28 protein-coding genes are annotated in these 26,999 nt (G+C 37.9%); 1 reads left to right on the forward strand and 27 read right to left on the reverse strand.

The genetic code is table 11. The features are described 5' to 3' along the window. Position 1: 1 nt before the first annotated feature. The 4 genes from BT1A1_RS10510 to BT1A1_RS10525 all read right to left on the reverse strand — a co-directional run bounded on the left by BT1A1_RS10510 (position 2) and on the right by BT1A1_RS10525 (position 5,625). Entirely contained in the window at positions 2–994 is a 993-nt protein-coding gene (locus tag BT1A1_RS10510; RefSeq protein ID WP_034770897.1) for a thiamine pyrophosphate-dependent dehydrogenase E1 component subunit alpha, read from the reverse strand. A 90-nt stretch (positions 995–1,084) separates the two neighbouring features. After that, positions 1,085–2,503, reverse strand: a complete 1,419-nt coding sequence (gene lpdA / locus BT1A1_RS10515) for a dihydrolipoyl dehydrogenase (protein WP_034770899.1) — start codon at positions 2,501–2,503, stop codon at positions 1,085–1,087. Between the two features lie 73 nt (positions 2,504–2,576). Then, complete coding sequence (locus BT1A1_RS10520) at positions 2,577–3,677, reverse strand: Glu/Leu/Phe/Val family dehydrogenase (protein ID WP_034770900.1); 1,101 nt, start codon at positions 3,675–3,677, stop codon at positions 2,577–2,579. Between the two features lie 262 nt (positions 3,678–3,939). Next, on the reverse strand, positions 3,940–5,625 hold the full coding sequence (locus tag BT1A1_RS10525) for a sigma-54 interaction domain-containing protein (protein ID WP_041903580.1): 1,686 nt from the start codon (positions 5,623–5,625) through the stop codon (positions 3,940–3,942). Between the two features lie 344 nt (positions 5,626–5,969). Between BT1A1_RS10525 and BT1A1_RS10530 the strand changes: the two genes are divergently transcribed. Beyond that, complete coding sequence (locus tag BT1A1_RS10530; RefSeq protein ID WP_034770904.1) at positions 5,970–6,209, forward strand: DUF2627 domain-containing protein; 240 nt, start codon at positions 5,970–5,972, stop codon at positions 6,207–6,209. Between the two features lie 22 nt (positions 6,210–6,231). Here the strand turns inward: BT1A1_RS10530 and BT1A1_RS10535 are convergent, their stop codons facing one another. The 23 genes from BT1A1_RS10535 to spoIIIAA form a co-directional block, all read right to left on the reverse strand. Beyond that, entirely contained in the window at positions 6,232–6,954 is a 723-nt protein-coding gene (locus BT1A1_RS10535) for a glycerophosphodiester phosphodiesterase (protein ID WP_034770905.1), read from the reverse strand. Positions 6,955–7,031: 77 nt separating this feature from the next. Further along, complete coding sequence (gene spo0A / locus BT1A1_RS10540) at positions 7,032–7,823, reverse strand: sporulation transcription factor Spo0A (protein WP_034770908.1); 792 nt, start codon at positions 7,821–7,823, stop codon at positions 7,032–7,034. 229 nt (positions 7,824–8,052) lie between these two features. Beyond that, a complete protein-coding gene (gene spoIVB, locus BT1A1_RS10545; protein WP_034770958.1) occupies positions 8,053–9,330 on the reverse strand; it encodes a SpoIVB peptidase in 1,278 nt (425 codons plus the stop codon). A gap of 159 nt (positions 9,331–9,489) precedes the next feature. Next, positions 9,490–11,181: a DNA repair protein RecN gene (recN, locus tag BT1A1_RS10550; protein ID WP_034770910.1), complete on the reverse strand. Its 1,692-nt coding sequence runs from the start codon at positions 11,179–11,181 to the stop codon at positions 9,490–9,492. Between the two features lie 53 nt (positions 11,182–11,234). Further along, positions 11,235–11,687 (reverse strand): transcriptional regulator AhrC/ArgR, encoded by a 453-nt coding sequence (ahrC, locus tag BT1A1_RS10555; protein WP_034770912.1) that lies wholly within the window; start codon positions 11,685–11,687, stop codon positions 11,235–11,237. 300 nt (positions 11,688–11,987) lie between these two features. Further along, a complete protein-coding gene (locus BT1A1_RS10560; RefSeq protein ID WP_034770914.1) occupies positions 11,988–12,836 on the reverse strand; it encodes a TlyA family RNA methyltransferase in 849 nt (282 codons plus the stop codon). After that, positions 12,793–14,721: a 1-deoxy-D-xylulose-5-phosphate synthase gene (gene dxs, locus BT1A1_RS10565; protein ID WP_043988526.1), complete on the reverse strand. Its 1,929-nt coding sequence runs from the start codon at positions 14,719–14,721 to the stop codon at positions 12,793–12,795. The genes BT1A1_RS10560 and dxs overlap by 44 nt, the downstream gene beginning before the upstream one ends. A gap of 115 nt (positions 14,722–14,836) precedes the next feature. After that, on the reverse strand, positions 14,837–15,697 hold the full coding sequence (locus BT1A1_RS10570) for a polyprenyl synthetase family protein (protein ID WP_043988530.1): 861 nt from the start codon (positions 15,695–15,697) through the stop codon (positions 14,837–14,839). 23 nt (positions 15,698–15,720) lie between these two features. Continuing rightward, positions 15,721–15,972: an exodeoxyribonuclease VII small subunit gene (gene xseB / locus BT1A1_RS10575; protein ID WP_034770917.1), complete on the reverse strand. Its 252-nt coding sequence runs from the start codon at positions 15,970–15,972 to the stop codon at positions 15,721–15,723. Next, on the reverse strand, positions 15,969–17,318 hold the full coding sequence (xseA, locus tag BT1A1_RS10580) for an exodeoxyribonuclease VII large subunit (RefSeq protein ID WP_034770920.1): 1,350 nt from the start codon (positions 17,316–17,318) through the stop codon (positions 15,969–15,971). Before xseA ends, xseB begins: the two co-directional genes overlap by 4 nt. A 118-nt stretch (positions 17,319–17,436) precedes the next feature. Next, positions 17,437–18,291: a bifunctional methylenetetrahydrofolate dehydrogenase/methenyltetrahydrofolate cyclohydrolase FolD gene (gene folD / locus BT1A1_RS10585; protein WP_034770921.1), complete on the reverse strand. Its 855-nt coding sequence runs from the start codon at positions 18,289–18,291 to the stop codon at positions 17,437–17,439. 23 nt (positions 18,292–18,314) lie between these two features. Then, on the reverse strand, positions 18,315–18,707 hold the full coding sequence (gene nusB, locus BT1A1_RS10590; protein ID WP_034770923.1) for a transcription antitermination factor NusB: 393 nt from the start codon (positions 18,705–18,707) through the stop codon (positions 18,315–18,317). A gap of 237 nt (positions 18,708–18,944) precedes the next feature. Beyond that, entirely contained in the window at positions 18,945–19,346 is a 402-nt protein-coding gene (locus BT1A1_RS10595; RefSeq protein ID WP_034770924.1) for an Asp23/Gls24 family envelope stress response protein, read from the reverse strand. 14 nt (positions 19,347–19,360) lie between these two features. Beyond that, positions 19,361–20,719 carry an acetyl-CoA carboxylase biotin carboxylase subunit gene (accC, locus tag BT1A1_RS10600; protein ID WP_034770926.1) on the reverse strand — a complete coding sequence of 453 codons (1,359 nt, stop codon included), beginning with the start codon at positions 20,717–20,719 and terminating at the stop codon, positions 19,361–19,363. A 12-nt stretch (positions 20,720–20,731) separates the two neighbouring features. Beyond that, positions 20,732–21,250, reverse strand: a complete 519-nt coding sequence (gene accB / locus BT1A1_RS10605; RefSeq protein WP_034770927.1) for an acetyl-CoA carboxylase biotin carboxyl carrier protein — start codon at positions 21,248–21,250, stop codon at positions 20,732–20,734. 203 nt (positions 21,251–21,453) lie between these two features. Then, entirely contained in the window at positions 21,454–22,020 is a 567-nt protein-coding gene (locus BT1A1_RS10610) for a SpoIIIAH-like family protein (protein ID WP_034770928.1), read from the reverse strand. A gap of 44 nt (positions 22,021–22,064) precedes the next feature. Next, entirely contained in the window at positions 22,065–22,712 is a 648-nt protein-coding gene (spoIIIAG, locus tag BT1A1_RS10615) for a stage III sporulation protein AG (RefSeq protein WP_034770931.1), read from the reverse strand. Further along, on the reverse strand, positions 22,709–23,344 hold the full coding sequence (spoIIIAF, locus tag BT1A1_RS10620) for a stage III sporulation protein AF (protein WP_034770933.1): 636 nt from the start codon (positions 23,342–23,344) through the stop codon (positions 22,709–22,711). The genes spoIIIAG and spoIIIAF overlap by 4 nt, the downstream gene beginning before the upstream one ends. A gap of 12 nt (positions 23,345–23,356) precedes the next feature. Next, positions 23,357–24,565: a stage III sporulation protein AE gene (spoIIIAE, locus tag BT1A1_RS10625; RefSeq protein ID WP_034770935.1), complete on the reverse strand. Its 1,209-nt coding sequence runs from the start codon at positions 24,563–24,565 to the stop codon at positions 23,357–23,359. A 128-nt stretch (positions 24,566–24,693) separates the two neighbouring features. After that, a complete protein-coding gene (gene spoIIIAD, locus BT1A1_RS10630) occupies positions 24,694–25,077 on the reverse strand; it encodes a stage III sporulation protein AD (RefSeq protein ID WP_034770936.1) in 384 nt (127 codons plus the stop codon). Between the two features lie 20 nt (positions 25,078–25,097). After that, positions 25,098–25,304, reverse strand: a complete 207-nt coding sequence (gene spoIIIAC, locus BT1A1_RS10635) for a stage III sporulation protein AC (RefSeq protein WP_034770939.1) — start codon at positions 25,302–25,304, stop codon at positions 25,098–25,100. Between the two features lie 20 nt (positions 25,305–25,324). Next, positions 25,325–25,840, reverse strand: coding sequence for a stage III sporulation protein SpoIIIAB (gene spoIIIAB / locus BT1A1_RS10640; protein ID WP_034770942.1), 516 nt, complete (start codon positions 25,838–25,840; stop codon positions 25,325–25,327). Continuing rightward, positions 25,834–26,763, reverse strand: coding sequence for a stage III sporulation protein AA (spoIIIAA, locus tag BT1A1_RS10645; RefSeq protein ID WP_034770943.1), 930 nt, complete (start codon positions 26,761–26,763; stop codon positions 25,834–25,836). The genes spoIIIAB and spoIIIAA overlap by 7 nt, the downstream gene beginning before the upstream one ends. Positions 26,764–26,999: the final 236 nt, after the last annotated feature.

Below are 26,999 nucleotides of genomic sequence, written 5' to 3' on the forward strand. Positions count from 1 at the left end.
CCTATTCCTTATAAACATATTTCAATGCATCTTCCGGTTTCGAATAAGCGGCTGCTTCGGCATAATCGGTTGCATCATTGACGATGTTTTTTACCTTGTCTTGAATTTCTCTTTCCACTTGGTCATTCAGTAAACCAACTTCTCTTAAATATGTTCCAAAAAATTGAAGCGGATCATTGTCTTTGAGATTATCTAATTCTGTGTGATCACGGTATGCCCTGTCATCATCATCACTTGAGTGAGCGGTAAAGCGATACGTAATCGTTTCAATCAACGTCGGACCACCACCGCTTCTCGCGCGATTGACTGCCTCTTTGACCACCTCATAGACCGCCAGCGGATCTTTCCCGTCTACCGTAACCCCCGGCATCCCATATCCCGCTGCTCGACTTGATACATGTTCACAACTCAGCTGCTTCGATACCGGTACAGATATAGCATATTGATTGTTTTCACACATAAATATGACCGGGAGTTTATGAACACCGGCAAAATTTAATCCTTCATGGAAATCTCCTTGGTTGGAAGAGCCTTCACCAAATGTAACGAAAGAGATAAAGTCTTGCCGTTTCATCTTTGCCGCCAGCGCAAAACCGACAGCATGCGGTACTTGCGTTGTAACCGGTGAAGAACCGGTAACGATTCGATTTTTCTTTTTCCCAAAATGACTTGGCATCTGTCTTCCACCGGAATTTGGATCCTCAGCCTTTGCAAAAGCTGATAACATAATTTCTCTTGGTGTCATGCCAAAAGAAAGCACAACTCCCAAATCACGATAATAGGGCAATATATAATCCTTTGTCCGGTCAAGCGCATAAGCAGCACCGATTTGAGCACCTTCATGCCCCTGACCGGAAATAACAAATGGAATTTTTCCGGACCGATTTAATAGCCACATGCGTTCGTCCAATTTTCTTGTCAGGACGATGGTTTCATACATTTCCAAAACGGTGTCATCGGATAAACCGAGAGAGCGATGGCGAAATTCTGCCACAAGTCAAAACCTCCTTTTGAAATCGTTTTACATATGGCAATTTTTTAAAAAAGCAGTAGCTTATTATAAAAGACATGAAAAAATCGAAATTTATAGATGAATTGGTCTACCTTCTGCCATTAAACTTGCTTCCGAAAATATTTCAGAAAGAGTCGGGTGCGGATGAATGGTATAAGCCATTTCATCCGGAGTTGCATCAAGAACAAAAGCAAGGGAAGCTTCAGATATTAAATCGGTAACATGAGGACCGATCATATGAATCCCGAGTAAATCATTCGTTTTTGCATCAGCAATCAGTTTTACAAAGCCGGATGGATGGCCTGTAATTAGAGCTTTACCAATGGCTTTAAACGGAAATCGGCCAATTTTTAATTCAAAATTTTTGTTCTTTGCTTCTTTTTCGGTCATGCCGATACTGGCAATTTCGGGAAAGGAATACGTACATTTGGGAACATGATGATAATTTAACGGCTCCGGATCTTGATTTGCCATATGTTCGACTGCAATTGTACCTTCTCTTGCAGCAACATGAGCCAATTGCATGCCCCCGATACAGTCACCGATTGCATAAATATGCGATTCCTTTGTTTGGTAAAATTCGTTAACTTGAATAAAACCATTGTTTATGTCAATATCGGTATTTTCCAAACCAATTCCCTCAGTATTAGCTGCTCTTCCGACAGAAACAAGCATTTTTTCGGCAGTGAACTCCGTTTTCTTTCCGTTTTGCTTTACTGTTACGGTTATTTGGTTATCCTTTTCCAAACTATCAGTAATCATTGCCTTTGTTAAAATTTGTATCCCCTTCTTGCGGAAAACTTGGGTAATCTCCTTACTAATCTCATCATCCTCATGAGGGGCCAAGCGATTGGAAGCTTCTACAATGGTTACTTGAACATCAAAATCCGCTAACATTGAAGCCCACTCCAAACCAATCACTCCGCCGCCGACAATAATGATTGATTCCGGCAAATAGTCTAATTGCAACATATCATCAGAAGATAAGATATTGTTTTTGTTGAACGGCAGGCTCGGCAGTTCTCTTGGTTTTGATCCGGTCGCAAGCAAGACAAACTTTGGAATTAACATTTCGTTCTCTTGATTTGTATCAGATTCTACCGAAACCGTACCCGGTAACGGAGAAAAAATCGATGGACCCATGATTCGGCCAATTCCATTGTACACATCGATTTTATTTTTTTTGATTAACATTTGCACACCTTGATACAATTGCTCGGTAATTTCTGATTTTCGTTTTTGAACTTTGGCAAAATCCAATTTTTCCACTTTTGTTAATACGCCGTAATCACTGCTTTCTTTCATCGTCCGATAAACTTCTGCACTTTTTAATAATGTTTTTGTCGGAATGCACCCTTGATGGAGACATGTGCCACCTAACTTGTTTTTTTCAACAATTGCTGTTTTTAAACCGAGTTGGCTGGCCCGAATCGCGGCTACATATCCGCCTGTCCCGCCTCCAATAATCACTAAGTCATACTCTTTTGCCATTCATTTCACCTCTAATTATCGGATCTAAAACCAAATCATCAATATAAGAAATATGGGTAACCCTTTGTATCGTTTATTTCAGCCGCTTTTTCAAAATATGTTTTTCATTTGTCAAAAACGATTTTCTTGAACGGCTCACTTTATTGATCCGTTCTTCGGCCATTCGGTCCGCTGCCAAATATGAAGGAATCTGCTCACGCTTGGAAATTTCGAATATTTTTTTTATGTTGTTATATATTTGTTCAATTTTTTTATAAGCTCTTTCTTTATTGTAGCCGTATAATTCATCGGCCACATTGATTACGCCACCTGCATTAATAACATAATCCGGGGCATAAATAATTCCTAATTCATGCAAAAGATCCCCATGGCGGTTTTCCTTTAATTGATTATTGGCTGAACCGGCGATGACTTTTGCCTTCAACTGAGGAATTGTTTCGTCATTTAAAATGGCGCCTAAAGCACAAGGTGAAAACACATCACATTCGACAGCATAAATATCGGCAGGATCTACAGCTTCTGCCCCAAATTCATCTTGAACTCTTTTCACAGCTTCTTTATTAATATCTGTTACAATCAATCTTGCCCCTTCTTCAGAAAGAAAACGGCAAAGATGATAAGCAACATTGCCTGCTCCTTGAACAGCAACCACTTTTCCTTCCAATGAATCATTTCCAAAGTATTCTGATACAGCTGCTTTCATCCCTTTGTAAATGCCGTAAGCCGTCGCCGGTGAAGGATTTCCCGATGATCCAAAAGCAGGAGAAACACCTGTTACGAATTCCGTTTCTTGGTAAATAATATCCATATCTTCTACTGTTGTACCCACATCTTCCGCCGTTATATACCTGCCATTTAATCCTTGAATAAATCGACCGTAAGCACGGAACTTTTCTTCACTTTTATCGCTTTTCGGATCACCGATAATAACTGCTTTTCCGCCTCCTAAATTTAAACCGCTGGCGGCATTTTTGTAAGTCATTCCCTTGGCAAGTCTTAAGGCATCAATAATGGCTGCTTCTTCTGAGGCGTATGTCCACATTCTTGTTCCCCCAAGAGCAGGTCCTAAGGTTGTATCATGTATGGCAATAATCGCTTTTAGACCTGAATTTTTATCTTGAACAAAATGCAATTCCTCATAATCAAACTCTTCCATATACCGAAAAATATCCATTGCTGCAACTCTCCTCCTGTTTGTAAAATTGAACTCATAGAATATACTGCAAAAACAATGCCATGAATAGGTGAAAATAATAATGGTTCATACCAAAAACGTTTTTCGCATAAAATTTTGTCTAAAACCCCATTTTATACAACAAAAATCGAGGGCTTGGACAAAAATCCGGACTTGGGTTTCAACCGATAATGATGAAAACATCTGTTGATTCTGCAAGTATTTGCAAACCATGCAAAATTCCGCTTGCAAGAAATTGCAATTATAAGCCGTATTTTTCCATTTTATAATATAAAGTTCGAATCGAAACTCCCAGCTCTTTGGCTGTTTTTGTTTTATTTCCACGATGTTTATGTAAAATATGGCTAATAATCCTTTTCTCAAAGTTCTCCACCAAAGTATACAACGGTAAAGACGCTTCATTCGGATGATCTTGCTCTTGATTTTTTTGAAAGTTATATCCGAGTTTTGACAGATGCTTTATATCTATCCTATTTTCACTATAGTCCATAAAAATAATTGCACGACCGAGTATATTTTCCAATTCACGAACATTTCCCGGCCAAGCATAGCGTTTTAACAGTTCAGCTGCTTCATTCGTTATGCCCTCGACGTTTCTGCCGTAGTCATGATTTATTTTTTTGATTAAATGATCACAGAGCAACGGGATATCCTCTAAACGGGACCTTAAAGGTGGTATGTATATTGGAATTCGGTTAAGTCGATAGAATAAATCCTCCCGAAAATTCCCCTTGCGTATTTCTTGTTCAAGATTTTTGTTCGTAGCCGCAATAATTCTCACTTGAATCGAAATCGGCTTCGTTCCACCGACACGAATAATTTCCCGTTCTTGTAACACCCTTAACAATTTTGCTTGTGTACTCAATGATAACTCGCCAATTTCGTCAAGGAAAATACTCCCATTATTAGCTTCTTCAAAATAACCCTTTTTGCCGCCACGTTTTGCACCGGAAAAGGCTCCTTCTTCATAGCCAAACAGTTCACTTTCTAATAATGATTCAGAAATTGCCGCACAATTTACCCGAATAAAATGGTTATATTTGCGACCACTTTCATTATGGATCGCATGGGCAAATAATTCCTTTCCAGTACCTGATTCACCTCTTAGCAAAACCGTTGCCGGGGTCTTGGCCGCGATTCTTGCCTGCTCAATGGCAATAAGCATCTCTTCAGATCGTCCGACAATATCGTCAAAGTTATATTTCGCCTCCAATGTCCGAATTCGTTCTTTTGCTCTTTGTAATTCGGTTGTCAGCTCCCGAATTTCCGACATATCATGAATGATTCCGACACTGCCTTTTAGCTGACCATCCACAATAATGGGGGCAACATTAACCGCAACCTCTTTTTTCTTAGGACCGACAAGCATTTTAACCCCTCGAACCGGTTTTTTTGTTTTTAGTACATGAAAATGCATGCTCTCCCCTTTATAAATATCTGTAGTTGCAGGCTTTCCTAGTACATCTTCTTCCGTTAATCCGGTTATCCGAGTATAGGCGGGGTTAATTAAAATCCCATTTCCGTTTTCATCAACAACGGATATTGCATCATTACTGGAATGGATAATCGCCTTAAGCATGACATCGCCTTTTATTGTTTCACTTTGTAATTCTCGAATCAATTGTTCTTTTTCTTTAAAAAGGTGAACGATCATTTCGGCGATTGACCCCGGAACGATGATAAAATCCTCCTTAAACTGTTGAAGTTCTTGGTATACTTGTTCATCACCCGTCACATCAATAATGATATCAATTTCTTTATCAATAAATGTACGCCAATCGTTCCCGTACGGAATCCCTTCTTTTTTTGCAATAAGAATCCCGGGTGCCTGCAAATTTTTATCAATGATCACCCTCGTTTTTAGCGTCTTCATTTCACTTAAAAGGTTCAAAATTGCAGTACCGCCTTTTCCGGCTCCAATTACCATGACGCTTTGCAAAACCCCACCCCCACGCTCTAGCTCTACTATAAAATTGTGTAGTCCGCAATTCTTTGTTTCCTAACACAGTTTGCCTATAGGAGTAACAAAAAAATGCGATTACATAGCCCCTGCCCGTAACGGAAATGTCGATTGAAACAAAGATAAATCCATTATGGGTATTATACCACAACGGGTCTATTTGCAAGGGTAGAAATGAAAGAATTAGGAAAATAAACACAACTTTATCTTGCAATGGAGTAAAGAGCGGATGAACAAAAAGTCAGTTTTCTTGACATTCCATTCGTTTTTTATCATATTGAATGCATAAAATTATTTAAAGGGGGCTTTCAATGGGCCGTGTTTTCGCATTTTTTCTTGCAGCAATCCCCATTAGCTTATCAGTCATCGGTGTGAAATTAATCCGGGATAGCTTGTTTCAAATCATTTATTGGCCGTTTGCTTTTCCTTGGCTACAAACGATTGTCGGGATTGTCCTGTTTTTGTTGGGTCTTTCCTTTATCGGCGGATTTATTTACCACCGTGATAAAAAAAGAAATAAAGTGACAAAACGCCGCTTTACCCGTCGGTAAAATAGTCGGCGTTTTTGTTCACTTACACGGTTTTTAATTCCTTTGCTTTTTTCGGAAAATCAGTGATTATCGCATGTGTATTACAATTCAAAAACCTCTTTATATCTTCATCTTGATTGACTGTGTATGGACGGACTTTTATTCCATGATTTTGCGATAATGTGATCAATTCATCGGGGATGACCCGATAATTCGGGTGGATCCCCTTAGCACGAATCGATTGAGCATAAATCCAAGGCATAAACAGACCTTCAGCATATAAGGGAGCCGTTTCAATTTCAGGAGCAAGTCGATAACAGTAAACAAGGGAGTAATGATTAAAAGAAGAAAAAATGACGCGCTCTTCCAATTTATTTTTTTTGACCATAGCCACCGTTTTCTCTTCTAATTCATAATTGGAAATTGATTTCGTTTTAAACTCTATATTTACAAATAAATTAGTGCCTTTGAACCATTCAAAAAACTCGTTCAAGGTCGGGATTTCTGCTTTAAATTGACCATTTTGAAATTTCGCTCCCGCATTCAACTTTTTAATATCTTTCAATAACAAATTATTTATATACCCTTTACCGTCAGTCGTTCTATCTACTTTTTCATCATGAATAATGATGACTTCTCCATCTTTTGTTAATTGAACATCCAATTCAATACCGTCTGCACCGGCCCGTTCTGTCTCTTGAAAAGAAATCATTGTATTTTCAGGGTGCGTACCTGCTGAACCGCGATGCCCAAAAATATATGTCATGCTAACACCCGCTTTGCTTGTTTTAATTTTATTTTACACAGCTCTAATTTCCTCGTAAACTTTGTCCAATACATACTTTAGGAAGCTTGGTGTTCCAGCCGCAATTTGTCTGCAACCATCGCGATGAACTCTGAATTTGTCGGCTTTGCTTTTGACATACTTACGGTATATCCAAACAAATTTGATATCGATTCAATATTGCCGCGGGACCACGCTACTTCAATGGCATGACGGATGGCCCGTTCTACCCTGCTGGCTGTCGTATTGTATTTTTTAGCAATATCCGGATATAACACTTTTGTAATTGAACCTAATAATTCGATATCATTGTACACCATCGAGATCGCATCCCTTAAATACATATATCCTTTAATATGGGCTGGTACGCCGATTTCATGAATAATATTGGTAATACTGGCATCCAGACTTTTGTTGGCACGGGGTTGAATAACCGCTTGACTCAAATTATTGTTTGCCATATTATTTTTCGGTAAAAGACCGATTCTAAAAACATTTCGGATTTGTTCAACCAACTGGTCCATATTGAACGGTTTTAAAACAAAATATGATGCACCCAATTCAAGTGCTTTTTTTGTGACATCTTCTTGACCAAATGCGGTTAGCATAATAACTTTTGGCATGTATTCTTTTTCCTTTAATCGTTCTAAAACCGCAAGACCATCCAAATGAGGCATAATAATATCCAATAATAAAACATCCGGTTTTAATTGATCAATCATTTTTAAACAATCTTGCCCATTAAATGCTATATCAACAACTTCCATCCCTTCTTGACTATTTATGTAATTTTTTAATAAATTAGTTAGTTCTTTATTGTCATCAACAATACAAACTTTAATATTTTCCACAAGACATCCTCCCTATACAAAATCTCTTTATTCATTGTAAATAAAATTTTCGACACTTCCAATAAAAATCCCTTTAATTTTTTAAAAAAATGTCCTTTTTCCTATATTTCTTACTTTTTTCTACAACATGTGACATTTTTCTTTTTTTATCGGTAAAAATTTCAATTTGGCCCACTTCGAATTTTAGGTAAAAGCGAAAAAAAAAACGAGAAGCCCGTTTGGGTCTCGTTTAACTTGCTTTTTCTTCATTCTCATATATATTTATGCCGGCTTCATTTAACATCCACTCAATATGAACGCCGTAGCCGCTTGTCGGATCATTGACAAAAACATGGGTTACCGCCCCGATCAATTTACCGTCCTGAATGATTGGACTACCACTCATTCCTTGGACAATTCCCCCCGTTTTTTCCAATAGCTTCGGATCCGTTATTTTTAATACCATTCCTTTTGTGGCCGGAAATTTTTGTGGAATGGAACTGATGATTTCAATATCAAACAATTCCACTTTGTCATTATCAACAACAGTCAATATTTTTGCCGGTCCTTTTTTTACTTCATGGGATAATGCAATTGGAATCGGCTCATTCATAACCGGATTCGATAAAGTTTTATGGATTGTTCCATATATGCCAAACTGATTATTTTTTTCGATATTCCCAATCGTATTCCTTTGATTTAAAAATTTGGCCAATTTTTCCCCCGGTACACCATTCGCACCTTTTTGAATGGAGGTTACGGTTGAAGGAACAATATATCCATCTTTTACAACGATCGGTAATTTTGTATCCATATCTGATATGACATGTCCCAGCGCCCCATATTTTTTCGACTTTGGATCATAAAATGTTAATGTTCCAATTCCGGCGGCTGAGTCACGAATATAGAGACCTAATTTGTAATTACTATCCCCTTTTTCTTGCTGTGGTGTTAATTGGGTTTCGAATTCTTTATCTTCTCTTTGAATGCCTAGTTGCAAAGGTTCCCCTTTTTCCCCCGCTTCTTGTACGAAGGAACCCACTTCATTGATGGATTCAATGGTTTTTCCGTTAATTTTTGTAATTAAGTCACCGATTTTAATCCCTGCTTCTTCACCAGGGGAAACCTTACCTGCATCGGTCTCTACTTGATGATAACCGACGACCAAAACCCCTTTTGAATTTATTTTTACACCAATGGATTGTCCGCCGGGGATGACCTTAAAATCCTTCAACACGTTTACATGTACTTTTTTGATTGGTAAACCTGCTATATGGTAAACGACTTCACTTTCACCTTTTTGTTTTGCTTGAAGCTGTATTTCATTTTCCTTTTGAAGTTGTAGATGATCCCGGTCACCATTCGCCTCTACAAAAGTTGCAGTGGGTAAAGTGAAAGTCTGCCCTTCAAAAAACGTGATCTCATTCGGTATTTTCAGTATTCTTCCGACTGGTGAAAAAAAAGTAAGTAAAACGAAAGAAACAAGGAGAATATACCCAAATCTTTTTCTAATTTTGTCTCTGTCCATTTCCATCCACTCTCCTCGCTTCATGTCCACACAAAGGTTACATTTATAATCTTGCCGATAAAGCAAGCAATTATAATGACAGAAATAAAAAAAATACTGTAGAGAATGGATATTTTTGGACGAACTCTTATTTATACTTTTAAAAATGAACTTATCAATTTAACTGAGCGTATTTTTTAATTCCGCAGCACTTTGTAACATCTCTTTCGCATGTTGTTCGGTTGCTGTCGTAATTTGTGCACCCGAAATCATCCGGGCCAGTTCACCGATCCGTCCCTCTTCAGTTAACTTGGACAGGATGGTTTTTGTCCGATTGCCCTTTACTTCTTTTTTAATTAAGATATGATGATCGGACATCGCCGCAACTTGCGGTAAATGGGTAATGGATAGCACTTGAGAACCAACTGATATTTGGTAAATCTTTTCGCCGATTGCTTGGGCAACACGACCGCTTACACCTGTATCCACTTCATCAAAAATGATCGAAGTAATTCCTTGATGTGAAGAAAAGATGGTTTTTAATGCCAGCATGATTCGGGACAATTCACCACCCGAAGCAATTTTTGTCAACGGTTTCGGCGGTTCACCCGGGTTTGTACTCATATAAAATTCAACCTGGTCCATTCCGTTCGGATAAAACTTTTGGGACTGTTCTAAGAAGTATACATGAAAAACCGTTTTTTCCATATAAAGACTTTTTAATTGTTGATGAATAGCATGGGCAAGTTTTTTGGCAGTTTTTTTCCGTAAATCCGTTAAATTTTTTCCTTCTACTGCTAAATCTTTTTCCACAGACTTTAGTTTTTTATTCAACGATTCAATATGATTTTCTTTATTGGAAATCATTTCAATTTCTTCTTCAATTTTTGAAGCATATTCAAGAATCATTTCAATTGTTTGACCGTATTTTCTCTTCAATTGGTTAATTTCATTTAAACGAGTCTCTATTTCATTCAACCGGTTTGGATCAAATTCCATTTCATCTAATTGTGATCGGAGTGAATGAACCACATCCTCTAACTGATAAAAACTGTTGGATATAATTTGTCGAGTATCATTGTAGGCTTCATCAATGCCGGCTGCTTCTTCAATATTGGAAAGAGCTAAACTGACCCAATCCAAACCTTTTTGCTCACCTTGTAAAGCTTCATATGCGGTAAGAATGGAATGATAAAGTTTTTCAAAATTATTCAGTTTCCTTTTTTCCGTTAATAATTCTTCATCTTCGCCAATGGTAAGTTCAGCATTGGTAATTTCCTCGAGCTGAAATGTTAATAAATCTAATCGTTGGGCCATCAGTTGTTCATTTTGGGTAAGGGCAGCAATATCCTTTTTGATTTTTTCATATTCGCGATAAAGCGTTTGATATTCAGTTAATGCTTTTTGAACAGCTTGTCCACCAAATTGATCAAGTAAAGTCAGATGGTTTTTTTCATCCATAAGTTCTTGATTTTCATGTTGTCCGTGAATGTCAACTAATGTGCGGCCGATTTCCCGGAGTGTTGCAATGGTAACTAGTTTTCCGTTTATTCGACAAACACTTTTGCCGGAAGCGTACATGTCCCTTTTGAGAACAATCATACCATCTTCCATTTCGATTCCAAAAACGGCTAATTTTTCAATGGAAGGATGATCATCTTCAACTAAAAATAACCCTTCTATCTCCGCTTTTTCTTCCCCGTGCCGAACAAAATCAGACGAGCCTCTCCCACCGATCAAAAGATGAATTGCATCGATAATGATTGATTTTCCTGCACCGGTTTCTCCGGTTAATACAGTGAAACCTTTTTGAAATGAAATTGAAATTGATTCAATGATCGCAAAGTTTTTTATCGCAAGTTCTGCCAACAAGTTTTTCCCTCTCCTTTATTGACTACATTTTTTGAAGTTGGATGTATTGGCCGTTAAGCAAGCATATTGATTAATCTATCTTTAATTCGTTCCCCGTCTTCCGGTGTAGCAACAATAATCAAACAAGTATCATCTCCGCAAACAGTTCCTAAAATTTCATCCCAATCAAGTTGGTCAATCAAATTCCCTACCGCATTCGCATTACCCGGTATCGTTTTTAAAATGATAAAATGATCGACCATATTTATTTTTACAAAGGCATCGACTAAAAGTTTTTGCAATTTTTCCATTGGGTTATATCTTTGATCCGATGGGAGACTATACTTATAAAGTCCGTTTTTTGATGGTATTTTCACGAGATGAAGCTCTTTGATGTCACGGGAGATTGTGGCTTGCGTTACATTAAAGCCGGCGTTTTTTAATTGTTCAACAAGTTCATCCTGTGTTTCAATATCATATTTGGCTATGATTTCCCGTATTTTTAAATGACGTTGCAGTTTACTCATCATTTCACCCGCTTAAATAATCATTATTTTATTTTCTATATCTATTTTACATAAAAATTTTGTCGGTGGAAAAATATGAAGATGAAAATTAACTGTTTCTCTATGATGTTCGCGTTATTAGCGATCCGGTAGAGCTCATCTTATTTGTTGTTGCCTTTCATTTCCCCTTACCCTGCCCCCTGCTTATCCTTATTATAAGGGAAACAAAGACATTTAAAAATGGTCTTTTTGTAAGTGCAATAGGAAATAATCATGGCCGCCGTATTTATACAGGGATTTTTGAATTTAAAAAAAGAGAGGTTATTCCTCTCTTTTTCCATGTTTCAATTGATTGTGGGCGTCAATGACAAGCTCGGCTATTGGTGTCTGAAACTGATTCTTTCCTTTTACTCCCTCATTGTAACCCGGCCATTTTAAATGGAGTAAAAATTCGATATTCCCATCTCCGCCGGTAATTGGCGAATAATCGATATTCAGGCAATCAAATCCTTCATTTAAGGAAAATTGAAGAATATCCTCTATAACCATCTCATGTACTTTCCGATCCCTGACAATACCTTTTTTACCAACCAGTTCTTTGCCCGCTTCAAATTGAGGTTTAATCAGTGCCACAATGTCACTGTCCGGAACTAATATCTTTTTTAGCGGTGGCAAAATACGTTTTAAGGAGATAAAGGAAACATCAATACAAGCAAATTCAGGCATTTCCCTTGATAAATCTTCAGGTTTTAAATAACGGAAATTTGTTCGTTCCATGACGATAACCCGTTCATCTTGACGCAGTTTCCATGCCAGCTGATTATAGCCGACATCAACAGCATAACAATATTTTGCCCCGTTTTGGAGTGCACAATCGGTAAACCCACCGGTTGAAGCTCCGATATCGATGATAATTTTACCTTTAACGGTCAGATCAAATACCTTTAATGCTTTTTCGAGCTTATACCCGCCTCTTGAAACATATGGCATTTGTTTTCCTTTAATTGATATGTCAATATCTTTTGGCACCTTGACTCCGGGCTTATCCAATCTTTGTTCATTGGAATACACGATACCTGCCATAATTGCCCTTTTTGCTTTTTCTCTTGTTTCAAAAAAGCCACGTTCATTGAGCAAAATATCCAATCTTTCTTTTTCCAAATTCCTCAAGCCCTTTTTTCTGTTTTTGCAACATCGTTCTTATAGTTTGAACAATATGATCGGAAGTTAATCCGATTTCATTCAACAGTTCATGGACTTCCCCGTGATCAATAAACTGATCCGGGATGCCCAGCCTCATGATTTGATTCGAATAGCCGTTATCATGGGCAAATTCCAAGACTGAACTGCCGAAACCACCTTGTAATACGCCTTCTTCAACAGTAAGAACAGGTAGTCCTTTTTCAAAAATGCGATTTAACAATTTTTCATCCAGCGGCTTGATAAAACGGGCATTGACGACCATTGCTTGAATTCCGGTTTTTTCTAATTTTTTCCTTGCTTCCAGCGCCATCGGGATTGTTGTCCCAAACGTTAAAATTGCGGCATCCTTACCATCTTTTAAAACTTCCCATGAACCGATCGGAATCTCTTTTAGTTCATCGTCAAGAGTAACCCCGTAACCATTGCCTCTCGGGAACCGCATGGCAATAGGTCCGTCATCATATTTAACAGCCGTATACACCATATGTCTACCCTCATTTTCATCTTTAGGCATCATCAATACCATGTTTGGAACACTTCTTAAAAAGGCAATATCGAACACACCTTGATGGGTATCGCCGTCCGCACCAACGAGTCCTGCCCGATCGATGCCAAAAAATACATTTAAATTTTGCCGACAGATATCATGGACAATTTGGTCATAAGCCCGTTGCAGAAAAGTCGAATAGATCGTTAAATAAGGTTTCATATTTTGTGTTGCCAGTCCGGCAGCCAATGTTGTGGCATGTTGCTCGGCAATCCCGACATCAATCACCCGATCCGGAAATTCAGCTTGAAACCCTTCTAATTTTGATCCAACTGTCATTGCCGGTGTAATCGCAACAATCCTTTTATCATCTCTGGCCAATTCACGAACGGTTTCACTGACAACTTTACTCCAAGCAGGTGGACTATTAACCGGTTTTATAAAATCGCCAGTTTCAATTTTATATGGACCGGTCCCATGCCAAGTTCCCACTTTATCATTTTCGGCCGGATAATATCCTTTTCCTTTTTTTGTGACAACATGAAGCAATACCGGACCATTCGTTTTTTTCGCATAGGTCAGGTTTTCGAACAAATCTTCAAAATTATGTCCGTCAATTGGTCCCAGATAGGTAAAACCTAGCTCTTCAAAGAACATCCCGGGCACAAATAAATATTTGAAGCTATCTTTTAGACGTTCTGCTTTAGATGCCACTAATCCGCCAACTGCCGGGATTCTTTTCAAGAAAGCTTCGACTTCATCTTTCGCCCAATTGTATTTCCCTGCCGTTCGGAGTCTTCCAAGCATATTGTGCACGGCCCCGACATTTGGCGCAATGGACATTTCATTATCATTTAAGATAACAATGATATTCTTCTTTTCATGTCCGATATGATTTAATGCTTCCAGTGCCATACCACCGGTTAATGCTCCATCACCAATTACCGGTACGATAAAATGCTTTTCACCTTTAAGATCACGGGCAATTGCCATTCCCATTGCGGCAGAAAGACTCGTTGAACTATGACCCGTTTCCCAGATGTCATGTTCACTTTCATTTCGTTTTGGAAAACCACTTAAGCCCTTATATTTCCTTAATGTGCCAAAATCTTTCGCCCTGCCTGTTAGAATTTTATGGACATAACTTTGATGACCAACATCCCAAATAATTTTATCACGCGGACTTTCGAAAACTTTATGCAAAGCAATCGTTAACTCAACAACACCTAAGTTGGGGCCAATGTGACCACCGGTTTTAGACAAGTTTTCAATTAAAAATTTACGAATTTCTTCACTTAATTGTTTCAACTCAGCAATAGACATGTCACGGAGAAAAGAAGGACTCGTTATGGATTTTAGATCCATATTGGATCACTCACTTTCATTTCAAATTCCGGAAAAAAGTTTTAATGCTATTCTCTATATTATAACAGTATCCATTCATTCTACAAGAAGTTAACTTTTGTTTTGGACAAAAGCGTTAGCGATCTCGTTTGGCGATCAATTCCGTAATAAAGGAAAGTTGTCCGGTATCAATCGGCAAGGATTCAAGGATTCCTTCCGCTTTAGCAATATGTTCTTTTAATTTATTTTTTGCACCATTAAGAGTAAGGATCTTCGGATACGTACTTTTCTGCTTTTCTCGGTCACTTCCAACGTCTTTTCCGATCTGTTCGATTGTTCCTTCAACATCTAATATATCGTCGCGAATTTGAAAGGCGAGTCCAATATGATAGCCGAATTGCTCCAATAAATCGATTGTGGCTTTATCAGCGTCTGCTAAAATGGCACCGACTTTGACACAAAAAGTAAGTAATTTTCCGGTTTTATGGGTATGAATATATTCCAGTTCAGTCAATTGTAAATTTTGATTTTCCCCTTCCATATCTGCTATCTGACCCGCTACCATTCCTTCCGGGCCACTCGCTTTTGCCAATTCGTTAATAATTGCCAATCTCTTTTCTGCAGAAAGCTGTTTTATTTCTGAAATAATTTGGAAACTATAGGTCAATAAACCATCTCCCGCCAAAATTGCTGTTGCCTCGCCATACATTTTATGATTTGTCGGTTTGCCTCTGCGAAAATCATCATTATCCATCGCAGGGAGATCATCATGAATAAGTGAGTACGTATGAACCATCTCAACGGCACAGGCAACAGGCAAGCCGATTGCTACATCTTTTTTGAAAGCAGCAAGCGTTGAAAAAATTAGCATTGGACGGATTCTTTTTCCTCCTGCTTGTAATGAATAATCCATAGCATTTTTTAAAGTTTCTGGTGTTTTTAAGCGTTGAATCATTATTTTTAGCTCTTTATTGACCGTTTCCAAATAGTTTGCCAAGTGATCAGGATATTTTTGCAACTTTAATCCACCTCATTGATTGAGAAATTGTCAATTTCCCCGTTATCCTTTAATATTTCCGTCAATTGTTCTTCCACGTTTTTTAATTTTTGATGGCAGATTTTTGCTAATTCCATACCTTCTTTATATTTGGCAATAGCCGTTTCTAAAGGGACATCTCCACCTTCTAAAATATCGACTATCCCTTCTAATTTTTCCATTGCTTCTTCAAATGTTAAATTTTCCTTTTCTGTTTTTCCCGGAATTTCACTCATCTTGTTTCTTCCTCTCTTTCAATGATTTTTGCTTTTAACGTTCCATCAGTCAATGTCACTTTGATCGAATCACCGACTTTTACATTATTAATTGATTTAATAATGTGATCTCCACTATCATAGGCGATTGAATAGCCCCGTTCCATCACTTTCAAAGGACTAAGAACATTTAATGTTGAAACTTGGTTGAGAAATTCCTTTTCTTTTAATTTAAAAATTGCTTCAAACGATCGGCTCATACGCTTTACTTGTTGTCCGAGTTTATTATTGGCAGCATCAAACTGTCCTTGAGGATGGTTTGATTTTAGCCGCTGTTCAAGATACTTCATTTTTTGATTGGTATCAGTAATTTTCTGTTTTAGCAGCCGATTTGCCTGTTCTACCGTTCTGTCCAGATGTTCCGTTTTTTGCTCGAACAATTTTTGTGGGTAGCGAAAGGCATATGATTTTGTTAGTCGGTCGAGACGTTTAGATTCGACATTCGTTCTTTCTTTTATTGCCCGGATTAACCGGATTTTTCGATTTAATATTCTTTCAATCAAATCATCAATATTCGGCACGGCCAGTTCAGCTGCCCCGGTTGGAGTCGGTGCTCGCAGATCTGCAACAAAATCAGCGATCGTTGTATCCGTCTCGTGTCCGACAGCAGAAATGACAGGAATCTCGGAAGCGAAAATGGCCCTTGCCACCGCCTCCTCATTAAATGCCCATAATTCTTCAATTGATCCTCCTCCGCGCCCAACAATAAGGAGATCTGCTTCCTTTCTTGAATTGGCCGTTTCAATGGCGGATACAATCGAGGCTGCAGCGGCATTTCCTTGTACAAGAGCCGGATAAATGATAATTTTGGCAATCGGATACCTTCTTTTTATCGTTGTAAGAATATCGCGAATGGCGGCACCGGTAGGAGAAGTAACGACGCCTACTGTTTTTGGATAAAGAGGGAGCGGTTTTTTTCGGTCTTTATTAAATAAACCTTCTTTGCTCAACTTTTCCTTCAGTTGTTCAAACGCTAAATATAAAGCACCAATTCCTTCCGGTTCCATTTCTTTAACATAAATTTGGTATTGTCCGCTCGGTTCATAGACAGTTACTTCACCGTGCAATAACACGGTCATGCCGTTTTCAGGTTCGAAGCGTAGTTTCTTAGCTTGGGATGAAAACATAACAGCTAAAATTCTTGCTTTATTATCTTTTAAAGTGAAATACAAATGTCCGCTCGTATGTTTTTTATAATTGGATATTTCACCTTTGACAAAAACGTCTTGAAGATGGGGATCAAAATCAAATTTTCGTTTAATATATCTCGTTAAGGCCTGAACAGTTAAATATTGAACTTTTTCCATATGTAAACCCCTCAATCACAAAAAAAACCAATGTGAAATCTGAATATCATAATAATAGTTTACTAAAAATAAGAGAAGCAGTCACCGATTTCTGGCACTGCTTTTCTATTTCTTATTTTCATTTAGCGGTATATTTCATAGCCGCTTTTACAGTGTTGGCCAAAAGCATTGTTATTGTCATCGGTCCAACCCCACCGGGAACCGGCGTTATATAAGAAGCTTTATTTTTTACCTCATCATATAAAACATCGCCGCATAGTTTTCCTTCCTCATTTCGATTCATACCAACATCAATAACGACGGCACCTTCTTTTACATAATCTGCAGTAATGCGGTTCGCTTGTCCAATCGCACTTACTAATACGTCAGCTTGTCTTGTAATTGAAGGTAGGTCAACTGTTTTGGAATGGCAATAGGTAACTGTTGCATTTTCCCCCAGCAATAATTGTCCCATCGGTTTCCCGACAATATTACTTCTTCCGATAACGACAGCATGCTTTCCTGTCAAATCTATATGTATTTCCTTCAACATTTCAATGATTCCAAGTGGCGTACATGGAACAAAAGTATCTTCGCCGGTTAACAGTTTACCGACATTAAGCGGATGAAAGCCATCGACATCTTTATCCGGATGAATTGCTTCAATAACCACCTTTGGATTTATTTGATTCGGTAAAGGCAATTGAACTAAAATTCCGTGAATCTCCTTATTTTCATTCAGTTCCTTGATCCTGGCCAGCAAAAATTCTTCAGTAATATTCTCTTCATATTTAAGTAATAGAGAATAAATGCCAACTTCTTTACATGCTCTTTGTTTGTTTCTGACATAGGTTTGACTGGCCGGATCGTCTCCAACCAAAATAACAGCTAAACCGGGTGTAATCCCTTTTGCTTTTAGTTCCTCGACCGCCTGTTTCAATTCTTCTCTCTTTTTACCGGCAATTGCTTTCCCGTCAATGATTTGACCAGCCATAATTTCCCCCTCCAAAAAATTGATTATTTTCCCAATGTTTCCATGACCTTTGCTAAAACTCCGTTAATAAAGCGACTCGATTTTTCATCACCAAATCTTTTCGCAATTTCAACGGCTTCATTAATTGATACGGTATATGGAACATCTTCCATATATTTCATCTCATAAACAGCAATCCGTAATAAATTTCTGTCGATATTCGCCAAACGGTCAAGTGACCAATTTTCTAAATGGTCGGTAATGATTTGATCTAACTCATGCAAATGTTCCACCGTACCGAAAAACAATTTTTTTAAAAACACATCATCACTATCTTTTCCGAGAACATGGCGATACGCATTTTCCGGATCGGATTTCCCGACATCCACTTGAAAAACTGCTTGTAACGCTTTTTCTCTTGATGTTCTCCTATTCATTTATAAAGTACTCCTTTTCAAACATAAGTTTTGATTTTGAACCATACATTTCTCACGTTATACGAATGAAACTACTCAAAATCATAGCATAAATGATTGAAAAAAGGAAAGAGTTCACAGAGGAATTTTGCAAAATAGGAGAGGAGGTTTTATTCTGTAGAAGAGAAAATTGGAACTTCGGGAGTTAAAGTGACTTTAGCATACAAAAAGCAGGAACATAAGTTCCTGCTTTTTGTATTATTCAACGACCGGATTTTGTTGTTCTTCTTTTTGCGTTTCAAAATTGACGTTTACAATATGGATATTTACTTCATCTGTTTCCAACCCGGTCATATTGTACAAAGCTTGTCGAATATTTTCTTGAATACTTTGTGCTACTTTCGGAATGGAAACACCGAAGTTCAGAATACAATACACATCAATTTTAATTTGATTGTCAGACAAATCAACACGAATCCCTTTTCCATGGTTTTTCTTCCCTAATCGTTCAACAACACCTGCGGCAAAGTTACCGCGCATCGTCGCCACCCCATCAATTTCCGATGCGGCAATTCCGGCGATCACTTCAATCACTTCAGGTGCAATTTCAATTTTTCCTAAACCATCCAGATTCATTTCCAATGCATTATTTTCGGGCATCAGCTTACACCACCTTAGGCATTATTTTTCATTACGTCATACATTTCAAGGAATTTTGTATTGAAATCCCCTGATTTAAACGCTTGATGTTCGAGCACCTTTAAATGGAATGGAATTGTCGAATAAATTCCCTCGATAACAAATTCACCCAACGCCCGTTCCATTTTCTTAATCGCTTCTTCCCTTGTAGGCGCATGGACAATCAGTTTAGCGATCATTGAATCATAGTAAGGCGGAATGGCGTATCCGGGATATGCGGCCGAGTCAACCCGAACACCGGGACCACCCGGGGCAAGATACATGTTAATCTTTCCCGGAGACGGCATGAAATTTTTCTCGGGATTTTCTGCATTAATTCTGCACTCGATTGCCCATCCATTAAAGGTGACGTCTTCTTGTTTCAATGTGAGTTCTTTTCCACTGGCAACAAAAATTTGTCCTTTTATTAAATCGACACCGGTAATCAACTCTGTAACAGGATGTTCAACTTGAATCCGGGTATTCATCTCCATAAAGTAGAATTTTTTCTCCCGGTAATCATATATAAATTCTACCGTACCTGCACCTGTATAATCAACTGCTTTTGCTGCTTTAACTGCCGCTTCTCCCATTTTATTCCGAATTTCCGGGGTTAATGCCGGAGATGGTGCTTCTTCGATCAATTTTTGCAATCTTCTTTGTACAGAGCAATCCCGTTCCCCTAAGTGAATCACATTTCCGTAATTATCTGCTAAAACTTGAATTTCAACATGGCGAAAATCTTGAATATATTTTTCCAAATAAACGCCGGGATTCCCGAATGCTGTTAGTGCCTCTTGTCTTGTGATATTGATGCCTTTAACTAATTCCTCTTCATTCATGGCAACCCGGATTCCTTTACCACCACCGCCGGCTGTAGCTTTGATTATGACAGGATAACCAATTTCGGATGCCAGTTTCAGTGCGTCGTCCATATCTTCAACAATTCCATTGGATCCGGGAACAATTGGTACGCCGGCCTTTCTCATCGTTTCCCGGGCAACATCTTTTGTCCCCATCTTGGCAATTGCATCACCGCTTGGACCAATGAAAACAAGTCCGCATTCTTTAACTAAATTAGCAAAGTTCTCATTTTCAGCCAAAAATCCATAACCCGGATGGATTGCTTCACATCCCGTTAATTTAGCAACACTTATGATGTTCGCCATATTTAAGTAACTGTCTTTGGATGGATTTGGACCAATACAATAAGCTTCATCTGCCATTTGTACATGAAGAGCTTCTTGATCAGCTTGAGAGTAGACGGCTACTGTCCGAATATCAAGTTCCCTGCAGGCTCGAATAATGCGGACAGCGATTTCCCCCCGATTGGCAATTAAAATTTTTTTTAACACGTTAACCACCTCTTAATCTACCTTAACTAAAAACAGAGGTTGGCCAAATTCGACTAGTTGACCATTTTTGACAAGGATTTCGACAATTTCCCCATCTACATCTGCCTCAATTTCATTAAATAATTTCATGGCTTCGACAATGCATACAACCGAATCACTTTTTACTTTCGAACCGACTTTCACATATGGTTCTGCATCCGGAGATGGTGACGCATAAAAGGTCCCTACCATCGGAGATGTAATTTTATGAAGGTTTTCTTCAGGTGCATTTGTTTTTTCCAATTGGGCTGCCGGATTCGCTTTTGCCGATTCCACCACTTCTTGTACCGGTTGAGCGGCTTGCGGTTGATTGGTCGGTTGATCAATGAAAGTGTTTACAGGTTCAACTTTAATAGGTTCAACCGTTTTAACTTGAACAGGTTGGTTTTTTTTCATTACTAATTTTAATCCATCATATTCATATTTAAATTCATCAATATTTGATTGATCAACAAGCCTGATCAATTCACGAATTTCTTGAACTTTTAACATGTCTACACCCCTTAAATTATGACTAGCTACTAATAGTATACATTAAAATTTTACTGTAGTACATTGGGATTGACAAGCAAATCATCATTCAGGTATGAAAATTACTTTTTAAAAAGAGAAAAGTGTTCCGGATGTTGGAACACTTTATTAAAAAATAATCCTTTTGATTTGTTCGCTTATTCGACAAGCACCATGCTGTTTTTTTATTTCGTTTCATTTTCACTCTGGAATGCAACCGTAACAGATGAATTACCCATTTCCTTTTTTACAATTTTAATAATCTCATTCGCTTTTGCTTTTGAAGGCTCTTCCCCTTTGACAGTAACTAGCACTTCAGATTCATCTGCTTGAACAAGTGCATCTTCATAACCTAATGTTTGAATAATTAAGTTTTCGATAAACGCCTCTTTTTCGGCAATTTTTTGAAGGCGATTCATTTCATCTTTTGCTTCACTTCTTTCCTCTGCTGAAAGATCAGTAGAGCCGGCCACTTCCTCCAATTGTTCTAATTTTTTGCTCCGCTCATCTTGCATTTGCAAGCGAATTTCTTCAAACACTTCATTTTTTGCATCCGTAATCGTGGTATTTTTTGTGTCACTACTCTTTTCTTTTTCAGTCACTTTTTTACTATCTGCTTTTTCTTCCTTGCTAACATCAACATTGGCAAGATTATTATTATTAGTTGGTTCCGCTGTTATATAATAAACGGATAACACAACAACCAAACTTAACATCGTTAATAACCAAACGGTTTGCTTTTTCAACATCATTTCTTCTCCTCCTCATTGGTAGATTGATTTTTTCATGGTTTTTTTCATTTCTTAGACAGAACAGAGACACGATGACTTGGGACATCTAATGTTCTCATAACCGCTTCAATGATTGATTTTTTAACTTGAACATTTTCAGCGCCTTTTGCTACGATAAGGACCCCTCGAATATCCGGCTTTTTCGTTTCAGAAATAAGCGGGACTTCCTTATCACCTTCCCGAACAATGACAATTTGTTCTTCTGCAGAATTATCTTCTACTTCCCTTTTCCCTCCATTCGAATCAGTTTCACTCGTTATTTGCTTTTTATTGATCATATTTTTCTCATAAACTACTTTTTCTGTTGAATCCACGTTAACAACAATGGAAACGTCATCAACTCCAACAATTGATTCGATTGCCTCTTTTAATTGATTTTCATAATATTCCTCATAGTCCTTCATTGTGGAGGGCTGGTTTTTGCCACTATTTCCAAATACTTCAGCGTTTTCTGCTTCCTTTGAATCCGATGTCACGGGTACTGGGTTTGAGGACTCGTTTCTCTGCGATGAGAAAAAATTGCTAAATAACATAATCGCTATCCCGATAACGAAAACTATGATGATATAATGTTTTTTATCAAATTTTTGTGTGTCATCGTTTTTTTGAAACAATTTTTTTAGTATGGAAAAGGGGCCTTTGTCATTACTCATCTTCCCACATTCCCCCTTTCAATCGTAATTTGAACAATGTCGCGATCTACCCCCCATTTTTTTGCAAGAAAACTGGCAATCGAATTCATATCCGCCTCATGAAAATCACTTTTTTGTTCACCTAATTGCACATTTACTTCCTCTACATTCATCACCGTTTGATCGGCTTCTTGTTTGTCTATTAATGTCACATGTATACTTTCAATGTTGTCAAGGATGTCCTCTATTGAATTTGTTAATCCGATTGTGTCTGATACGTTTAACTGAATATGAGCAAATTGATAATCAAATTGTTTCATCAACTCCTTTTCCGTCATTTCTTCCAATTGGACAGCCGTTTGTTCTAAAATATATGCATGTTGATCTTTTTGTATTTCTATTTTCTGTTTTTCTATTGAATTTTCCAGTGATATTTTTTCCTCGCCCAGTTTTCCGGTTGCTCTGTTTAACAGATTGTCGATATCTACTGAAAACAGTTTAAATACAGGTGTCAGAAAAATAATGATTAATAGTAATCCGAGTACCATTTTTACATATTTTTGCAACCCGGTTTGCGGCAATAACAATTCAACAATGACGGCAAGTAAAATAAATAAAATAATATTTGTAATCCAACTTGTTAAAAATTCCATACTTCCACCAGCCTATCGAACCATCATTGTAATATTTCCGGCAACAACGATAACGGTTAAACTTAAAAAGAACATGATTGAAACAATGGCCAGGGCGGCAAATAAATAAATAACACTTTTTGAAATGATATCTAAACAAGTAATAATCGGACCACCACCAAGCGGCTGTAAAAGTGCCGCAGAAAATTTATAGACAAATGCGATGATCAAAATTTTGACTGCAGGGAACAAGGTAAGTAATAGTAAAATGCCAACACCGGCAAGTCCGACCGTATTTTTCAACAGAACCGAAGCACTTATAACTGTATCTGTTGCATCGGAAACCATTCTGCCAACAACAGGAATAAAATTACTCGTAACAAATTTGGTCGTTTTGATAGCAATTCCGTCCGCCACCGCTGTTGCCGAACCTTGAATGGATACAATGCTGAGAAAGACCGTCATAAATACGCCTAATAATCCGATGCTCCAATTGCGGAGGAGTCCGGCTAATTGAGTTGCCTTATATTGACTTGTTAATGTACTGACAATGCTTAACAAGACAGATAAAAATAATAACGGGAGGACGATCCTGTCAACAAAAAGACCACTTACATTCGTTAAGAACAGGATAACCGGATGAAAGAATCCCGCCGAAATCACACCACCGCCAGTCGCAATTAACGCTAAAAGAATGGGAATGAACGCTATTGTGAAATGAATCATATTTTGAATTGCACCGGATGCGTATTGAACGGCTAAATGAAAACTGTTTAATGCGATAATCATTAACACCATAAAAACAATGGAATAAGCAATTTTAGAGACGGTTGTTGTTTCAAATGCATTTTGTAATGATTGAAGCAACATGCTGAAAATCGTCAGCATAATTAATGTACCGATTAATTTGCCGTTAACGATCATCTCATGGAAGATAAATTTTAAAATGCCGATCGCCCACTCTTTAAAGGAAAATTCATTTACCTTATCTATGTAATCAGTAAAACTTTCCTTTTCTAACTCCGGTAAAAAGCCGCCATACTCATCAACAATTTGATTCCAAAATGTTTCAACCTCACTGAAATCCATTCTTTCTATTTGTTCATTGACAAGCTCATTGGGGGTAGTCGGTTCTTCTGACGATTCCTTTTCTGCATCCGTATTGGCAAAAGAAGTGCTTGTCCAAAGGAAAAATAATCCGATTCCAAATAGCAAGGATATCCATATCGATTTTTGCTTCATCTTTTCACCTCAATGTGTGAACAAACTGTATGCTTCATATGTTTGTACAGAAATAATTCTTTGGACTAATTTTCTGATTAAATCGAGCAACATAAGCAGTGAAACTTAGACATTGCCTTTTCAGTTCTTCACGATGGAATCATTTTTAAAATCATTTCAATTAAAACGGTAAGGATCGGTACAGCCATAGCCAAAATCACAATCTTCCCGGCCATTTCAATTTTGGAAGCAAGTGAACCTTGTCCGGCATCCTTTGTTATTTGAGCTGCAAATTCAACGATATAGGCAATGCCGATAATTTTCAAAATCGTTTCAACATATACCGAATTCACTTTTGCTTGGATGGCGATCCTTTCAATCATTTGAATGATATTGAAAATTTGGTCAATCAAAAATAAGAAGATGATACAACCGGTAAAGACGATTAATAAAAAAGCAAAATTGGCTTTCTGCTCCTTGATCACTAAGGCAAGAAAAGTGGCTACCAAGCCGATTCCAATAATTTGAAGGATATCAATCGACGATCCCCCCTTTAATTGTTAAACAAAAATACGGATTTAATTTTTTGAAACAACTCATTTACAATTGTGGCAACTTGAAACAATATATAAATAAAACCAAAAAGGGTCACCCATTGGGCATATTCTTTTTTTCCAACTTGATCTAAAATCGTGACTAAAAATGCGACAACAATTCCCACTCCTGCTATTTTGAAAATTATATCTACCTCGATGCCCATCGTTTTTCCTCCCTATTTCTTTACATCAGTAAAATAATGATGAATAATCCGGATAGGAAGCCTAAATTTTTAACCATATTTCCATAAGATGCTTGTCTTTCTCTCGCTTCCACTTCTTCTCTCTCCAAATGAACAAGGGCCAATTGAATATGTTTTTGCTGCTGAACGCGATCATGTTTTCCCAGTGTTTCACCAAATTGCAATAAAATTTCTAATTCATTTTTTTTCAAGTACGTTCGGTTCCAAATCGTCTTTAAACTTATTTCCCAAGCTTCTTTTGCTGTTATATCGCCTTGTAGTAATAGACTAGAAAAGTTCTCAAAAATCGTTTCAATCGGTTTACTCATTTGATTCGCAATTCTTCTTGAGGCATCATGAAGCGGTGCATGACCATACATAATTTCTGCTTCTAAACTTTGCAGGGCAGATTTTAACATTCGCAATTGCCTTGTCCGCTCGGTAAATGCCTTTGAAGCCTCAAAGCCGATCCAACTTGTGGCAATCAAAATACAAATCGCTCCGACAATTTTCAACATAGATGGCTCACTCGCCTAATGGGGATTTGATTTCCGCTTTCATCCTTGATGGCAGCCACATAACCCGGACCCTTTCCCCTCGTCAACTCAATATATCTTTCAAAGATTTTTTCCGATAAGATCGGTTTTAATGTCGGACGATTCAATAAATCTTGATATGAATCTCCATGGGTGGTCATAATTAAACAGATTCCGGCATGGACGGCTTCCAGAATTGCCTCGGTGTCTTCTTTTCTACCGATTTCATCAACAATAAGGACATCGGGACTCATAGAACGGATCATCATCATCATCCCCTCCGCTTTCGGGCATGCATCTAATACATCAATTCTCACGCCAAAAGTAAGTTGTGGAATACCACCGACACTTCCTGCAATTTCACTACGCTCGTCAACGATTCCAACTTTTTTTGGTTCGATGTTGGCATCAGGCGACCCCATTGAAATCATTCTTGCAAAATCACGAAGCAATGTTGTTTTTCCTGTTTGTGGCGGACCAATAATCATTGTGTTCTTCCAACCAGATCGATATATGTAAGGAATCCATCTTTCTGCAACGCCAATTTTTTCTTTGGCAATTCGAATATTGAATGAAGAGACATCGCGGATGGCTTTTACTTTCCCATTTTCAAGTATCACTCTGCCTGCGAGACCAATCCGGTGCCCGCCCTCTATCGTGATATACCCTCTTTTTAATTCCTCATCTAATGTATATAAGGAATGGTGACTAATATTATTAAGCAGTTGTTCTGCATCCCCCATTTGAGTGATATAAGGTAGGAAGATCGTATTTTGGTGAGCGGTTATCTCAATGGGGCGGTTAATTCGAATCCGTATCTCCTCGATATTTTCGAATATTTCATTTTGTAAGTTTTGAAATTGCTCCTGAATGATTTTAGGAAGATATGCCATGACTTTTTCCATAAAAATTACCTCTTTCAAAATTCTATTAGCTTCCTCTTATTAAAATGTATTGCACGTCCCTTTCAAGTATGACTAATTCCTAAGTTATTTAAGAAATCAGAGCGCCGGGGATTTTAGGTGAAGATCTTCGCTGGAATTTTATATATTCTTAACGGATGAAGAAATGGTTGAGGTAACGAGGATTCCTGAGCAAATATAAAGAAAACTCGGGCGTCCGAGCCTTTAGGCGAGAGCAG

It is taken from the genome of Caldibacillus thermoamylovorans (assembly GCF_000751775.1).
GTDB lineage: Bacteria > Bacillota > Bacilli > Bacillales > Caldibacillaceae > Caldifermentibacillus > Caldifermentibacillus hisashii.

Coding starts and splice junctions, on each gene's coding strand:
- lpdA (WP_034770899.1), bottom strand. CDS start 2,503: ATGGCAAAAGAGTATGACTTAGTGATTATTGGAGGCGGGACAGGCGGA.
- BT1A1_RS10520 (WP_034770900.1), bottom strand. CDS start 3,677: ATGGATATTTTTCGGTATATGGAAGAGTTTGATTATGAGGAATTGCAT.
- BT1A1_RS10525 (WP_041903580.1), bottom strand. CDS start 5,625: ATGGTAATTGGAGCCGGAAAAGGCGGTACTGCAATTTTGAACCTTTTA.
- BT1A1_RS10530 (WP_034770904.1), top strand. CDS start 5,970: ATGGGCCGTGTTTTCGCATTTTTTCTTGCAGCAATCCCCATTAGCTTA.
- BT1A1_RS10535 (WP_034770905.1), bottom strand. CDS start 6,954: ATGACATATATTTTTGGGCATCGCGGTTCAGCAGGTACGCACCCTGAA.
- spoIVB (WP_034770958.1), bottom strand. CDS start 9,330: ATGGACAGAGACAAAATTAGAAAAAGATTTGGGTATATTCTCCTTGTT.
- ahrC (WP_034770912.1), bottom strand. CDS start 11,687: ATGAGTAAACTGCAACGTCATTTAAAAATACGGGAAATCATAGCCAAA.
- dxs (WP_043988526.1), bottom strand. CDS start 14,721: ATGGATCTAAAATCCATAACGAGTCCTTCTTTTCTCCGTGACATGTCT.
- xseB (WP_034770917.1), bottom strand. CDS start 15,972: ATGAGTGAAATTCCGGGAAAAACAGAAAAGGAAAATTTAACATTTGAA.
- xseA (WP_034770920.1), bottom strand. CDS start 17,318: ATGGAAAAAGTTCAATATTTAACTGTTCAGGCCTTAACGAGATATATT.
- folD (WP_034770921.1), bottom strand. CDS start 18,291: ATGGCTGGTCAAATCATTGACGGGAAAGCAATTGCCGGTAAAAAGAGA.
- nusB (WP_034770923.1), bottom strand. CDS start 18,707: ATGAATAGGAGAACATCAAGAGAAAAAGCGTTACAAGCAGTTTTTCAA.
- BT1A1_RS10595 (WP_034770924.1), bottom strand. CDS start 19,346: ATGCCCGAAAATAATGCATTGGAAATGAATCTGGATGGTTTAGGAAAA.
- accB (WP_034770927.1), bottom strand. CDS start 21,250: ATGTTAAAAGTTCAAGAAATTCGTGAATTGATCAGGCTTGTTGATCAA.
- BT1A1_RS10610 (WP_034770928.1), bottom strand. CDS start 22,020: ATGATGTTGAAAAAGCAAACCGTTTGGTTATTAACGATGTTAAGTTTG.
- spoIIIAG (WP_034770931.1), bottom strand. CDS start 22,712: ATGAGTAATGACAAAGGCCCCTTTTCCATACTAAAAAAATTGTTTCAA.
- spoIIIAF (WP_034770933.1), bottom strand. CDS start 23,344: ATGGAATTTTTAACAAGTTGGATTACAAATATTATTTTATTTATTTTA.
- spoIIIAE (WP_034770935.1), bottom strand. CDS start 24,565: ATGAAGCAAAAATCGATATGGATATCCTTGCTATTTGGAATCGGATTA.
- spoIIIAC (WP_034770939.1), bottom strand. CDS start 25,304: ATGGGCATCGAGGTAGATATAATTTTCAAAATAGCAGGAGTGGGAATT.
- spoIIIAB (WP_034770942.1), bottom strand. CDS start 25,840: ATGTTGAAAATTGTCGGAGCGATTTGTATTTTGATTGCCACAAGTTGG.
- spoIIIAA (WP_034770943.1), bottom strand. CDS start 26,763: ATGGAAAAAGTCATGGCATATCTTCCTAAAATCATTCAGGAGCAATTT.